The organism is Sphingobium sp. L-44 (assembly GCF_056859495.1).
Genome location: NZ_JBSXOQ010000019.1, coordinates 1 through 14,620, shown reverse-complemented (window position 1 = coordinate 14,620; position 14,620 = coordinate 1). Strand labels below are relative to the sequence as shown.

Here is a 14,620-nt window from a genome sequence, read left to right as displayed (position 1 = left end):
ATGCGTATCATCCTCCCCCTGCTCGCCCTCACCCTGCCACTGACCAGCCTTTCCGCCCAAAATGCGCCGCCGCCGCTCCTCAGCGCGGTCGAACAGCAGCTGGCGCAGGGGCCTGCCGGCACTCGCTACGGCCTGATGGTCGCCACGCTGGATGGCGAGCCGATCCTCGCCATCGCCCCGGACCAGCGCTTCATCCCAGCCTCCAATACCAAGATGTTCACCACCGCCACCGCCTATGCCGATCTGCCCGCGCTCGACGCCGCAGCACGGGGCACCGGCGTCCGCCTCGATCGGGGCGACGTCATTCTGGTCGGCCATGGCGACGCGCGCCTGTCCAGCGCGAACGGCTGCACGATCAACTGCCTCCAGACGCTGGCCGACGCGGTCGCCGCGAAGACACGCCATGTGCGCAACATCGTGGGCGACGATAGCTGGTTTCCCGACGAACGCTGGGGACCGGGGATGAGCTGGAACAATATCCAGTCACGCTATGGCACCGGCATTTCCGCGCTGACGCTGGACGATAATGAGGTGACGGCGTCGGTCGCGCCCGCCGCGATCGGCGCATCGCCAGCCGTCACCGCGCCGGCCTATTACGGCATCGACAACCGTATCATCACCGTCCTCGGCAAAAGCGAAGCGATCACGGCCGACCGCGCGCCCAACAGCCGCCTCATCCGCCTGACCGGCACGATCGGCGTGGAAGCAAGACCCGCCACGCTCCATTTCAGCATCGACGATCCGGCCCATTATGCCGCCTGGCGGCTGCGCGAGGCGCTCCTCGCACGCGGCGTGAGGGTCGATGGCGATATCCTCACCCGCCACCGCCCGCTTGCCCCCGCCGATGATCCTGCCATCCGCAAGGACGCGCCTGCCGCCCAACCGCCCTCGCCCGATATGCTTGCGCAACTCCCTGCTCTGCCGTTGGCGCAGGACATGCGCATCATCAACAAACAGAGCCAGAATCTCCACGCCGACCTGATGCTGCGCCGCGTGTCCCGCGCGCAGGCGAGCGGCTCGATCGCCGATGGGCAAGTCGCGCTTCACCGACTGATGGCGCAAGCCGGTCTGCCTGAAAGCAGCTACAGCTTCGCCGACGGATCGGGCATGTCATCCTATAACCGGATCACCCCGCGCGCCGCTGTCACCCTGCTCACATGGATCGCCCGCCAGCCCTGGGGCATGGCCTGGCGCGAGACGCTGCCGATCGCGGGACATGACGGCACGCTGCGCGGCCGCTTCAAGGGCACGCTGCTGGAAGGCAAGCTGTTCGCCAAGACCGGATCGCTCAACGCCGCGCGCGCCGTATCGGGCTATTTCATCACGAAAAGCGGCCGCACTTTGGTCTTCTCCGCCCTCGCCAACGACATGCCCGATGGCACTGACGGACAGGCCACCGCCGCCGTCGACCGCGCGCTGGTCGACATAGCGGCGGCGCTATAAGCCTTATGCTGGAATGATCTCCACCCGGTCCGCCGCATGCTGCTCCACTGCAGCGCGGCTGAACCACAGCGGCTGCATCTCGCCCGCAAGCCAGCGCGGGTAGAAATCGCGATAACGCGGCGATCGCGGGTCGGCCGACTGGCCGGGCAGCAGCAGGAAGCGGCTATTGTCCCATGCGCCGACATCCGCGACCAGCAGATAGCTGGCACCATGCGACACCTGATAGCCGCGCTTTGAATTGAAACCGCGCGCCATCGGCGTGAAGCCGTCGCCGCCTGACCGCCCACCCTCGATCTTCGGGAAAGCCGCTGCGACCCCCGGCAGCGACGACAGCGGATGGGCCAGCGTCACCCGATGCAGATCACCCCAGCGCCATTGCGCGGGATCGGCACCGCCCAGTTCCACCGCCTTATTCCACCCGGCGATCAGCGATCGTTCGATCAGCGCATCGCGTGCCAGATCCGGCACCGGCCCCAGCCGCGTGTCGGGCGCGGCCAGTATCCGCAGCATTTCGAACAGATTGACCGACGGAATATATTCCCGCGCCGCCGCCGGCACCACCAGATCGCGGAAGCCCGATTGCAGTTCGGGCATCACCATCTCATAGAGCAGGGCCGCGCCGCTATCCGCCTCCAGCCCGCAATCCCAGCGCTTCAGCAAGGCCGCCGCCGGCTGCGCTTCGGGCAACAGCTTGTCCGGCAGCAATTTCACTAGCGCCCGCGCCGGCAGCGACTGGACATCATGCTGCAGCGCGATGCTGTCCTCGATCCGATGCTTTGGCTGGCTGCGCAGCACTTCGGCAATGCGGTCATAGCGGAAAGGATCGCTCCAGTCGAAGCTGATGACCTTCTTGCCATAGGGATAATCGGCCGGGATATTAAGCTGATTGGCCGACGCGAACCAGCCTTCCTTCGGGTTATGGACAGACGGCATTTCCTCCACCGGCAAGATCCCGGTCCAGTCGAAATCACCGTCGCCCGGCGCCGGGAACAGCCCGTCATGCTTCGGGCGCATCGGCGTGAAGCCGATCGTCTGCCAGCCGGTATTGCCGTCTACATCGGCATAATGGAAATTGGTCGGCGAGGTATGGATCCTGAACGCCCGCCGCAGCGTCGGCCAGTCCTTGGCCAGGTTGATCGCGATGATGGCAAAGCGCATGTTCGCGCCCGGCAACATGCTGACCGTGGCAAAGGCACTGGCCCGCTGCTTTTTGGCATCCTGCGCCACGATCGGCCGGCCCTGCGCATAGCGCAGCGTCACCCGCTGCATCGGCCCATCCTTGACCGCGATCTCATCCTCGAACGTCTCGAACCGTTTCCACTGCCCCTTGTGCCAGTAACGCTCGGGATCATCCTTGTCGGTGCGCAGGATGAACAGGTCGGTCTGGTCGATATGGAAATTGGTGCGGCCAAAGGCGAAACGCTCGGTATGCCCCTGCATGATCCCCGGCAGGCCCGGCGCGCCTGCGCCGATCACGTCCAGCCCCGGCGCGGTCAGGTGGATCATATGGCGCGGGCTGTTACCACCAATGCCCAGATGCGGGTCATTCGCCAATATTGGCCGCCCGGTCGCACTGCGCGACGCGGCGATCGTCCAGGCGTTGCTGCCCTGCGCAAAGCGATCGGCGCGGCGTTCCGCCCGGTCGAGCGAGGCTTCCTGGATCGTGTCGAACGGCACTGGCCGGTTTGCCGGGTCCAGCACACCCAGATCCGCCTCGCTTACTGCCGAGCAGTCGAGCCCTTCCGGCACAGTGAATTGCCAGGCCGGGCGCAGCGGCGCCATCAGCGCGTCATGCGCCAGCAGCCCCTTGGCCTGCATCTGCGCGCGCCGCACCTCATCATCGGCGTCGCCCATGCCGATGCCCCGGTTCCGCACCAGATCGCGCACGTCCCAGCGCAGCGGCGTCAGGTTCAATATGCCATATTCCAGCGGCATTTGCGCCGGGTTGGCCTCGAGTTCAGAAATCCGTGCATTGACGCCCGCGACATAGCCCTGCGCACATTCGAGCACGCCGGGGGGCAAGGTCGCCAGTTCCGCATCGATGTCACCGCGATACAGGAACAGCCGCGCCGCCTTGTCCGCCGCGACGAAGCGCGGCCCGAACGCTTCAGCCATCCGCCCCATGTCGCGCCGATAATCCATGTCGATCTGGAACAAGCGGTCGCGCGCCACCAGATAGCCCTGGCCGAAATAGGCATCGTGCAGCGACTGTGCCCGCACATGCGGCACGCCCATTTCATCCTCGACAATCTCGATCGGCGCCTTGGCACCCGCTATCTTGACCCGCAGCGGCTTTCCGCCCCGCACCATCGGTTTCGCCATCAACCCGCCCGGCAGGGCGAATGCCGCCACACCGGCCAGAAGGAACGCACGACGCTGGATCAACACATTCTCCTTGTCTTGGAAATTGGGGCAACGATCATCGACACCGAACCCGGTCCGCCCATGGCAGGCCGGCAGGTGCCTAAACGTTGCAAGCTATCCCGGCTGGCGGCGAGAAATCCACCCCGCCATTCCCTTCGGCTATACCTGTATAAGATCAAAGTAATACCAAATCTATTGACCAGCCGTGACCACCCTGTAACCTCCCCGTCATGAAGCCGGTTTTTGCGCCCATTAGCGGAGCCTTGCCGGGTTCGTGATGACGGTATGGTGGGAACCGGCAAATCGACAAGACAGCCTGCCTGCGGTCATGTGATGTTATGGGTTGGATAGGGCCAAACCGGCGCAATAACGCCGCGCACGCATGAATGCGAGCAGCCCCGTCCTGTGAAAAGGGGGTTTTTATCTATGCGTGATTTCAGGCGAATTCGTCGGTCCTTCGGCCGTCGCCATGGCCTTGGCCTGGCCATGACCGCAATAGCATTGGTGCATGCAGCCCCCGCTCTAGCGCAGGAGGCGGCCACGCCCCAGAGCGGCATGGAAACGGCACCGACCAATCAGATCGTCGTCACCGGCACCCGCATCGTACGCGACGGCTTCAAATCGCCCACCCCCCTGACCGTGATGACACAGGAGGCGATCCAGAACCAGTCGCCGACCAACAATATCGCGGACCTGATCAACCAGATGCCGGCGCTGGCCGGCAGCACCCGTCCGTCCAACTCGCGCCTTGCCATTAGTTCGGGCCTGGCGGGCATCAATACGATGAACCTGCGCAACCTTGGCGAAGTGCGTACGCTGGTGTTGCTCGACGGTCGCCGTTCGGTGGGATCCACCATTACCGGCCTGGTTGACATCAACACTTTCCCGCAGGCGCTGGTGAAGAGCGTGGAAATCGTGACCGGCGGCGCATCGGCCGCTTATGGTTCGGACGCCGTCGCGGGCGTGGTCAACTATGTGCTCGACAAGACATATGAAGGCTTCAAGGTCAATGCCGACACCGGCATCACCGACAAGGGCGACGGTTTCAACTACAGCTTCAACGCCGCAATCGGCAAAAGCTTTGCCGACGGGCGCGGCCATATCCTGCTGTCGGGCGAATATGCGCACAAGGACGGCATTTTCCAGGTCGATCGCGACTGGAACCAGCTGGGCTATCGCACCGTCGCCAACACCGCAGCCGCCATTGCAGCCGGCGGCCCGGCCAGCCTGGTCGTGAGCGGCGCTGGCACCTGGAACACCACACCGGGCGGCATCATCCGTTCGCAGGTCGGCGGCACGACCAGTCTGCGCGGCATCTATTTCGGCCAGGGCGGTGCGGCCAAGCAATATCAGTTCGGATCGCTCAGCGACAGCTCGCAGACGGTTGGCGGTGACTGGGAAGTGAACGACACGTCGCGCAATATCGGCCTGGACGCGCAGGACGACCGGCGCGGCGTATTTGGCCGCCTGAGCTATCAGCTGACCGACTGGCTGGAAGTCTATGGCGAGGCGTCCTACAATTGGAACAAGACGCTGTTCAACGCTGGACCTCAGGCCGCGACGATGACGCTGACCGGCGACAACGCCTATCTGATCAATGCGCTGGGCAGTGCGGCGCTGGCCGGGGTAACTTCCGTCACGCTCGGTACTTCGGCATCCGACCTGCCCTATCGCAAGAATAACAGCACACGCGAAGTGCAGCGCTACACCATCGGTGCGGGCGGCGAATTCCAGATGTTCGGCAACAAGGCCGTGTGGGACGCCTATGGCCAATATGGCCGCACCGACACGCATGAACTGCTGCGTGACATCATGAACACGTCGCGCATGGCGCTGGCGACCGACGCGGTATTTGCGCCGGCCGGCAATGCGCTGGGCGTAGCAGCTGGCACCATCGTCTGCCGTTCGTCATTGACCAGCCCGTCCAATGGCTGCGTGCCGCTCAATCGCCTGGGCACCGGCGTCGCCAGCCAGGCGGCGATCGACTATGTGCTGGGCGATCCCTATCGCGATCAGACCTTCAAGCAGACGGTCGCGGGCATCAACCTGTCGACCACGCCCTTCGCCACTTGGGCAGGCGATGTCAGCGTTGCGATCGGCGGTGAATATCGCAAAGAAGAAGTGTCGGGTTACGTGCCCACCGAATATCAGAGCGGCTGGTCAGTCGGCAATTTCCGTCCCACTTTCGGCAGCTACAATGTCAAGGAGGCCTATCTGGAAACCGTCGTCCCGCTCGGCCTCGGCGCGGAATTCAACGGAGCAGCACGCCTGACCGACTATTCGACATCGGGCACTGTCACCACCTGGAAGGCGGGCCTGACCTGGCAGCCGATTCCCGACATCCTGCTGCGCGGCACTCGTTCGCGCGACATCCGCGCACCCAACCTTAACGAACTGTTCCAGTCGGGCACATCGCGTACCAACACATTTGGCACCAACGCATCGGCCTATGGCCAATATGCCGGTGCCACCTTCCGCGAACTGACCACCGGCAATCTGGCGCTCAAGCCCGAAAAGGCCGATACGCTGACGCTGGGCGGCGTGTTGCAACCACGCTTTGCACCGGGCCTGTCGATCTCGGTCGACTGGTTCCGTACCAAGGTGAAGGATGCGATCGCGCAATTCTATGCCGACGACATCGCCCAGCGCTGCAATGAAGGCATTCAGAGCTTCTGCGCCGCGATCGTCGCCGATCCGCTGGGCGAGCGCGACTATTATGTGACCGCCAGCCCGTTCAACTTCGCCCAGGTCAAGGTGCGCGGGATCGACTATGCCGTGAACTATAACCTGCCGATGGATCGCCTGTTCAACAATGGGAGTGCCAGCAGCCTGACCCTGAACGGTACTGCTACCAACTATCTGGAAAATCTGGTCGACAACGGCATTTCGGTACCTGTCGATACGGTGGGTCAGAATAGCGGCCAGTCCAGCACCCCGAAATGGATCTTCCGCATGTCGGCCACGTTCGACACGCCGACCTATTCGATCACCGCGGTCGGCCGTGGCGTGAGTTCGGGTACCTACAACAACACCTATATCGTCTGCACCACGGGTTGCCCGACCAGCACGGCAGCTAATCCGACGATCAACAACAACCATGTCGACGGCACCTTCTACACCGACCTCAACCTGACGACGAAGATCAAGGTCGGCGGATATGATGGCCAGCTGTTCTTCAACATCACCAACCTGTTCGACAAGGATCCGATCCTGCTGCCGGAAACCGGCCTGTCGGCCAATTCGACTTACAGCGATTTGCTGGGCCGCGCCTTCCGCGTCGGCGTGCGGTTCAAAACCAACTGAGCATTTTCGAAGCAGATGCCATCATCTGCGGACTCGGAAAGTGCGGAAAAACAAAGAACATCTTAAGGAGGAACAGGGTGGCGGATCAACGATCCGCCACCCTTTTTCTTGCGCAGGTCCCCAGCCTACCGCGCGGGCCATATTGCTCCGGATGATAGACGCCTGGGATCGGACAGACACGCCCCTTATCGGCACGACATACCGACCTGCGCAGATTGGCTGATGGTCCCTTTCGTCCGTCAGGAGCAGCCCGTCGTCGGCCTGGCCCGCAACAGCGCCCGCCCGGCCCTTGCGCCGGTGGTCTGGCTGTCACTGACCGCAAGGGTCCCGTTAACGAACAGCTTGGCCACCCCGACGCTCAGTTCGCGAGGATGCACATAGTCGGCCCGCGGCGCATATTTTGCAGGGTCGATCACCACGACATCGGCATAATAGCCGGCTTTAAGATAGCCGCGATGATCGATCTTGTAGATGTCGGCAGTGGCCCCCGTCGATTGCCGCACGAAGGTCTGCAGGCTGATGACCGGCCGCTTGCGCACATAATTCACATATTTTTCCGGAAAGGTCGCGAACATGCGGGGATGACCGTCTGATCCGTCCGACGATGTCACGATCCAGGGTTGCTGCATGATCAGGTCGACATCGCTCTGCGCCATGTTGAACGAAGCAACCCCCGTGCCCTTGCCCTTCTTAGCCGGATCGGTCGTCTCGATGCTCTGGCGGATGATGCGCAGCGCGGCGTCGCGCGGATCGACCTGCCATTCGCTCGCCACCTGTTCCAGTGTCTTGCCCGTCCAGGGGAAGCCCTGTGCGATCAGCAGCAGCGCTTTCGCCCCGCCGCGCCGGCGCATGTTATTCCGCATCTCGTCCCGGATCTTTGCCAGCATCGCCGGATCGTCCAGCCGCTTCACCAGCGCCTCGCCGCCGCCATCGACGGCCCAGCCGGGCAACAGCGACGCGTCCAGGCTCGATCCCGACGCCAGCCAGGGATATTGATCCGCCGTGACATCCTGTCCTGCCTTGCGGGCCGCCTCAATCTCCGCAATCACCGCCGGTGCCTGACCCTGCACATCGACGCCCAGCGCCTTCAAATGCGCAAAATGCACCGGCATGCCGGCCTGCCGGCCGATCGATATGGCTTCCTTCACCGAACCGAGCAGACCGATATTATAGCTGGATTCGTCGCGCTGATGGGTATCGTACAGACCTCCCCGGACTGCAGCTTCCTTCGCCACCGCGACCACTTCTTGGGTCTTGGCAAAGCTTTGCGGCGGATAGAAAAGCCCGGCCGAAAAGCCAGTTGCGCCTTCGCACATGCCATTGGCGACCAGCGCCTTCATCTGCGCCAGTTCCTGCGCATCAGGCGCGCGGGCATCATCGCCCAGCACCTGCTGCCGCACTCGCCCGAAGCCAATAAAAGGCACGATATTCGTCCCAATACCCGACGCCTGCAGCTTGGCGGCATCCGCACCCACATTGGGTGTACCGAACCCGTCAACGCCGATCATCACTGTGCTTACGCCCTGATCCAGCCAAGCGGCATTGACCCGCGTACCTGCGTCCGGCGAGCGGATGAAACTATCGGCATGGGTATGGGCGTCGATAAAACCAGGAGCGACGATTAAACCTTTTGCATCAATGACCTTGCTCGCTTTCATGCGCGCCGCGCGACCGACATAGATGATCCGATCCCCCCTCATCGCGACATCGCCCACAAAGGGCATGCCTACACCACCATCATAGATGGTGCCGCCGCGGATCACTATGTCCGCCTGCTCGCCCGGTGCCGCATGGCTGAAAGCGGCGATGGCTGACAGCCCCCCCGCCATCAATAGGGCCTGGAGGCGACGCGCGGCGGTGAAAGAAGGCATGGGTAGGAAGTCCTTGGAAGCTGAGCCTTATCGGCAACATGGCCTCGATAAGTGATGGCCGTCCAGTCCGGCCTGTTGCACCACCTATAACCGAATGTCATAGCGGTTACGTACCCAGCCGTCGTTGATCCAGACGAACAGGGCCGCACCTGAAGGGACCACGCCTGTGAACTTGCGCCAGATTGAAATTTTCCACGCCGTTTATTTGCACGGCACGGTCAGCGCCGCCGCGCGCGCGCTCAATGTTTCGCAGCCTGCCGTCACCAAGGTACTTCGTCATACTGAGAGATTGATTGGTTTGCCATTGTTCGAACGAACGAATAATGGCTTGATACCAACGCAGGATGCCCGCACCCTGTTCGCGGAAGTCTCCGACATTCAAGACCGAGTGCGTTCACTGAAGCAAGCTGCTCAGAATATGCGCAACGGCCGCGGCGCCATGTTACGGTTTTCCGCTCTTCCTTCTCTTGGGTTAGGCGCAATACCCGAGGCGGTCTCGCGCTTCCTGCGAAGCCACGAAGACATCATGTTCGATCTGCAAACGCTCCATCATGACGAGATGGTACGAAAACTCTATGAGCGGGAAACTGATATTGCTATCAGTTTCGAAATTCCGATATCCGCTCCCGTGGCTCATCAGGTAATCGGCGAAGGCGAGTTGGTCATACTGTATCGCGAAGATGACCTGCCAGCTGCTCCGGCGCGGTTACATTTGGAAGATTTGCGGAACAGAAAATTTATCAGTCCGATAAAGAGCGGGCCAATTGGTGTGATGCTGTCCAACGAGTTGAGCCGTCTCGATGTTGAGCTTGAAGAGGTGGTTTCGGCACGCACTTACTATATCGCAGCCGCCTTAGTACGCGCGGGGGTCGGCATGGCCATCGTGGACAATTTTACGGCACATGCCGCTGCTGCACCGGGTCTTTCAAGCCGGCCACTCCAACCAGCCATAACCTTCGACATAAATGCCATATATCTACAGAACCGGCCACCATCGAAAACAGCATCGGAGTTTTTGAATCTGCTCTCGACCGTTATCGATAACCTATAGCCTCAGGCTATGACCTTCATGGCCATTGATATTGGGTTGGGTGGGAACGTGAAGATAAAGCACGTCCTCCCATCAGCATAGGTTCGACACATCCATGATCGCCACGCCCTATCTTCTCTATCTCGGCCACAGCAATGACGATATTGGCATCAAGACTTCGCGCGGGCTGGCGGTGTTCCGGCCTGATATCTGTGTAGGAGAATTCCGCCATGACGATTGCAGTCTGACGCTGGGCTTGCCCCGCATGGATTTCGCCACCGCTTATGCCGGAGGCGCACGGACTTTGGTGTTGGGCATCGCCAATGCCGGCGGCAAGCTGGGCGAAGATTTGGTACGTGACGCGCTTGCGGCGATGGAGGCCGGGCTCGACATTGCATCGGGCCTGCATCAGCGGTTGAAGGACGAACCGCAACTGGTGGAAACCGCTAAACGCCTCGGCCGCACCTTGCATGACGTGCGCGATCCCCGCGCCGACATTCCGGTCGGCAACGGCAAGAAGCGCGCCGGCAATCGCCTGCTGACCGTCGGCACCGACTGTTCGGTGGGCAAGATGTATACCACGCTTTGCCTGGCCCGCGCCCTGTCCGCACGCGGCGTGCCCGCTGATTTCCGCGCCACCGGCCAGACCGGCATCCTGATCGCAGGCGACGGCGTGCCGCTGGACGCCGTGGTGGCCGATTTCATCTCCGGCGCGATCGAACAGATTTCGCCCGATCGCAATGATGGCGGCTGGGATTTGATCGAGGGTCAGGGTTCGCTCTTCCACCCCTCTTTCGCCGGCGTGTCGACAGGCCTGCTGCATGGTGCTCAACCCGACGCACTGGTGCTGTGCCATGATCCTATGCGCCAGAGCATGCGCGGCCTGCCCCATTACAAGCCGCCGGGCCTTTCCGACTGTTTGGAAGCCAATCTGCGCACCGCCCGCCTCACCAACCCCAATGTCCGCGTCGTCGGCATCGCGCTCAACACCTCCGCCTTGGAAGAGGCAGAGGCGCTAGCGCTCTGCGCCCGTATCGGCGACGAGTTCGGCTTGCCCTGTTCCGATCCCTATCGCATGGGCGTGGAGGCGATCCTCGACCGGCTGCTGGAAACGCACACGGCGACGATCGCGCCCGCAACGAAGACCGCCTGATCCCCATGGCCCGCACGCTGACCGCTCTGGGGGAAAGCTTTCCTCTCGCCACCCCTTTCCGCATTTCGCGCGGGGTCAAGACCGCCGCTGATGTCGTCACCGTCACCCTGTCGGAAGGCGGCGTCATCGGCCGGGGCGAATGCGTTCCCTATCCCCGCTATGGCGAAAGCGTGGAAAGCAGCATTATCGAGATCGAGGCAATCCGGGAAGCGTTGGAAAGCGGCATCGATCGCAGCGTCCTTATCGATATGCTGCCCGCAGGCGCAGCGCGCAACGCGGTTGATTGCGCCCTGTGGGATCTGGAATTGCGCTTGAGCGGCAGCGACATCGCCACGGCCATGGGTCTTGCCCGGCCGCTGACACCTATAGCCACGGCCATGACCGTCGGCCTCGACACGCCCGACGCCATGGGACTGGCCGCTGCCGCGCTTGCCGACGTGCCCCTGATCAAGGTGAAGGTCGACCGGACCGATCCCGCCGCCCAGCTCCGCGCCGTCCGCGCCGCCGCGCCCTCCCCCCGCATGATCGTCGATCCTAATGAAAGCTGGACGATGGCGGAGGTCAGCGATCTTCAGGCGCTGATGATCGACCTGAGGGTTGACCTTCTGGAACAGCCGCTGCCCGCGCATGAGGATGGCGATCTCAACGGCTTTAGCTCTGCGATCCTGATCGCCGCCGACGAATCCATCCATGTCGCCGCTGATCTCGATAGCCTGCCCGACGGCTATGGCGTGGTGAATATCAAGCTGGACAAGACCGGTGGCCTGACCGCCGCGCTCGACCTGGCTCAGGCCGCGCGCGCGCGCGGCCTTGGCGTCATGACCGGCTGCATGATCTGTTCGTCCCTCTCTGTCGCGCCCGCCTGGGCCATTGCGGCGGACAGCGACTTTGTCGATCTGGACGGACCGCTCTGGCTGTCGGTCGACCGGGAAGGCGGCGTGACAGGGGTTCGCGGACATCTGTTGCCCGCGCAACCGGGCTTCTGGGGCGGACTGTAACTACAGCATGTCAACAATGACCCGCCGCTGGTTCGCCATTCCCCTCTGGCTGCGCGTGTTGGGCGGGTTGCTCGCAGGCGTGTTGACGGGGCTATTCTGGCCAGCCGCTATTCCCTGGATTGGCTTTGTCGGCGAACTCTTCGTCCGGCTGATCCGCATGCTGGTCGTCCCCATTGTCTTCGTGTCGATCGCATCAGGCGTAACGGCTCTCGCCGATCCGCGCCGGCTGGGATCAGTAGGTGGGCGTACGGTCCTTCTTTTCGCCTTCACCACTGCCTGCGCCGTCTCGATCGGCATGGCGCTGGGATTGTTGATCGGGCCCGGCACCGGCGCAGCACTGGGCAAGGCTGTGCCCCATGCATTGGAGGAGGCGAAATCGCTGCATGATCAGTTGATCGGCATCGTGCCCGTCAACATCGTCCAGTCATTGGCCGAAGGGGATATGCTGGCAATCATCTTCTTCGCCATGCTGTTTGGCTGCGGCGTCATTCTGGCCGGAGACGAAGCACGGCCCATGGCCAATATGCTGCAATCGGCCAGCCGGGTGCTGTTTCACCTTGTCCGCCTCGTGATGGAAATCACGCCCTTCGGCGTCCTAGCCCTGATTGCCAAGGCCGTGGCGGACAATGGCATCGCCGTCTTCGCCAATATCGGCTGGCTGGCGCTGTGCGTGCTGCTGGGTGTGATAGTCCAAATATTGCTGGTCCATCTGCCGCTCATCAGGCTGGTCGCACGCCTATCGATCCGCCGCTTCTTCCACGCGGCCGTTGATCCGTTGCTGGTCGCCTTCTCTACTGCCTCTTCCGCAGCGACATTGCCTGTCGCGCTACGGGTAGCACAGGAAGAATTGCAGCTAGATCCCGCCATCGCATCGACCGTGTTGCCCATTGGCGCCAGCATTGGCAAGGACGGCACCGCCATGTATGTCGGCCTGCTCAGCATCTTTGCCCTGCAGGCGCTGGGCGTACATCCGGATTCTACGATGCTGGGAATTATGCTGTTAACCGGCGCGTTAGCAGCTTTTGGTACCGCGCCAATTCCATCTGCATCTTTGTTCATGCTCGCAGCTGTGCTATCGGCAGTTGGCATTTCACCGGAACAGACCGCGCTGGTGGTAGGCTTTGTACTGCCGTTCGACCGTCTGCTCGACATGACTCGTACCATTGCTAGCGTGAGTGCGAACTTGGCAGTTACAACTGCCGTCGCGCGTAACGACACCCGGTCCAATCAATTAGCATTTCCGCAGTAGGCGAGGCGCCGGTCAGCTATTACCGATAGTCACTCAGCTCCAAACGTGGCGAAGACGACCCTCTTGTCCTTCAGCAGCGCTGAACACCGAAATGCGGTCGCTTCCTGCCGCCCCCCCCCCTGTACCTCGTTCGCGTCCGCGTGAGCCTGTAGTAGGATCGGCGGACGGGCCACCCTGCCCTCATCGCAGATGCAACTGCTTCTCGAAGCCAGGCTTCTAGCCGCCAACACGCAGGACGAGGCCATAGCGCGCCCCTGCAGCCAGGCCACAGCGGCAGCCCAGGTTCAACAGCCTGTCGGCATCACCGCGATGATGGAAGCGCTAGCCCGGCGTCGGTTCTGGCCCTGGCGCGTGCGCCACCGCCCCCCCGACACCAATCTCCTGGCGCTTGCAGAGCGAAGGCAGCGCTCTACCCACTGCTGCCCTGCCCCCGGCGCTGCGGGGCAGATCATGAGCGCATAGGCCCGCGCTGCGCGCTGATCCATCTTCAAGCGGTGGCGAGTAGCAGTCGGCTTGCTTTCTCACTCCGGACGCCCGAGACCGCTGGCCCAATGCAAAGCATCACGTACTCTTTTCGAGTTTACGAGGACTGCAAGCGGAGCGAAATAGCGGGACGCCGGGATCCGCTGGCAGACAATGGCCGCACTTCCCGCTCCTGACGATCAAGCCTGCGAACGCGCGCATCCTGCAAGGGATAATAGCCTCGCGATGCACGGATTTAGGGCATCAGGCCGATCCGCGCACAGTGCCGCCAAGTCGCCAAGATCGGCCTCACCGCATTGCTCGACAATAACGTTCATGCCGTTCTCAGCCACACCTAGGCTCAGGACTCATTGATTGAGCCAGAAGATGACGGCGGCGGCGATACAGATGGCGGACATGAAGGTGTGGGCGCAACGGTCGTATCGGGTGTGGATGCGCCGGCAGTCCTTGAGCTTGCCGAACATGTTTTCGATCTTGTGCCGCTGACGATAGAGGGCGGCGTCGTGCGGGATTGGCACCTTCCGGTTCTTCTTTGAGGGAATACAGCCGGTGATGTTGCGCTCCGCAAGCGCTTTGCGGAACCACTCGGCGTCATAGCCTCGATCGCCGAGCAAGGCTTTGGCGGGAGGCAAGGCGTCGAGCATCAGGGCAGCGCCCTTGTAGTCGCTCATCTGGCCCTCGCTCAGCAGCATGACCAGCGGCCGGCCCTTGCCGTCGCAGACGGTG

9 protein-coding genes are annotated in these 14,620 nt (G+C 62.4%); 6 read left to right on the top strand and 3 right to left on the bottom strand.

All coding sequences use genetic code 11. The features are described from left to right. Positions 1–1,443, top strand: a complete 1,443-nt coding sequence (dacB, locus tag AC13EK_RS00825) for a D-alanyl-D-alanine carboxypeptidase/D-alanyl-D-alanine endopeptidase (protein WP_234792400.1) — start codon at positions 1–3, stop codon at positions 1,441–1,443. A 3-nt stretch (positions 1,444–1,446) separates the two neighbouring features. On the opposite strand, the gene AC13EK_RS00820 is transcribed toward dacB, so the two are convergent. After that, positions 1,447–3,831, bottom strand: a complete 2,385-nt coding sequence (locus AC13EK_RS00820; RefSeq protein ID WP_483021970.1) for a penicillin acylase family protein — start codon at positions 3,829–3,831, stop codon at positions 1,447–1,449. A gap of 462 nt (positions 3,832–4,293) precedes the next feature. Here AC13EK_RS00820 and AC13EK_RS00815 point away from each other — a divergent pair, with 462 nt between their 5' ends. Further along, positions 4,294–7,110 carry a TonB-dependent receptor plug domain-containing protein gene (locus AC13EK_RS00815; protein WP_235682147.1) on the top strand — a complete coding sequence of 939 codons (2,817 nt, stop codon included), beginning with the start codon at positions 4,294–4,296 and terminating at the stop codon, positions 7,108–7,110. Positions 7,111–7,349: 239 nt separating this feature from the next. Here AC13EK_RS00815 and AC13EK_RS00810 read toward each other — a convergent pair whose 3' ends face one another. Continuing rightward, on the bottom strand, positions 7,350–8,981 hold the full coding sequence (locus AC13EK_RS00810) for an N-acyl-D-amino-acid deacylase family protein (RefSeq protein ID WP_170828696.1): 1,632 nt from the start codon (positions 8,979–8,981) through the stop codon (positions 7,350–7,352). Positions 8,982–9,147: 166 nt separating this feature from the next. On the opposite strand from AC13EK_RS00810, the gene AC13EK_RS00805 reads away from it, so the two are divergent. The 4 genes from AC13EK_RS00805 to AC13EK_RS00790 all read left to right on the top strand — a co-directional run bounded on the left by AC13EK_RS00805 (position 9,148) and on the right by AC13EK_RS00790 (position 13,411). Beyond that, entirely contained in the window at positions 9,148–10,032 is an 885-nt protein-coding gene (locus AC13EK_RS00805) for a LysR family transcriptional regulator (protein ID WP_026109384.1), read from the top strand. Between the two features lie 94 nt (positions 10,033–10,126). Continuing rightward, on the top strand, positions 10,127–11,164 hold the full coding sequence (gene dgcN / locus AC13EK_RS00800) for an N-acetyltransferase DgcN (RefSeq protein WP_063976946.1): 1,038 nt from the start codon (positions 10,127–10,129) through the stop codon (positions 11,162–11,164). A gap of 5 nt (positions 11,165–11,169) precedes the next feature. Beyond that, on the top strand, positions 11,170–12,162 hold the full coding sequence (dgcA, locus tag AC13EK_RS00795) for an N-acetyl-D-Glu racemase DgcA (RefSeq protein WP_069337477.1): 993 nt from the start codon (positions 11,170–11,172) through the stop codon (positions 12,160–12,162). 16 nt (positions 12,163–12,178) lie between these two features. Beyond that, positions 12,179–13,411, top strand: a complete 1,233-nt coding sequence (locus AC13EK_RS00790) for a dicarboxylate/amino acid:cation symporter (protein WP_069337478.1) — start codon at positions 12,179–12,181, stop codon at positions 13,409–13,411. A gap of 830 nt (positions 13,412–14,241) precedes the next feature. Here AC13EK_RS00790 and AC13EK_RS00785 read toward each other — a convergent pair. After that, on the bottom strand, positions 14,242–14,620 hold a 379-nt coding region (locus AC13EK_RS00785; RefSeq protein WP_483021969.1), incomplete at its 5' end, for an IS5 family transposase.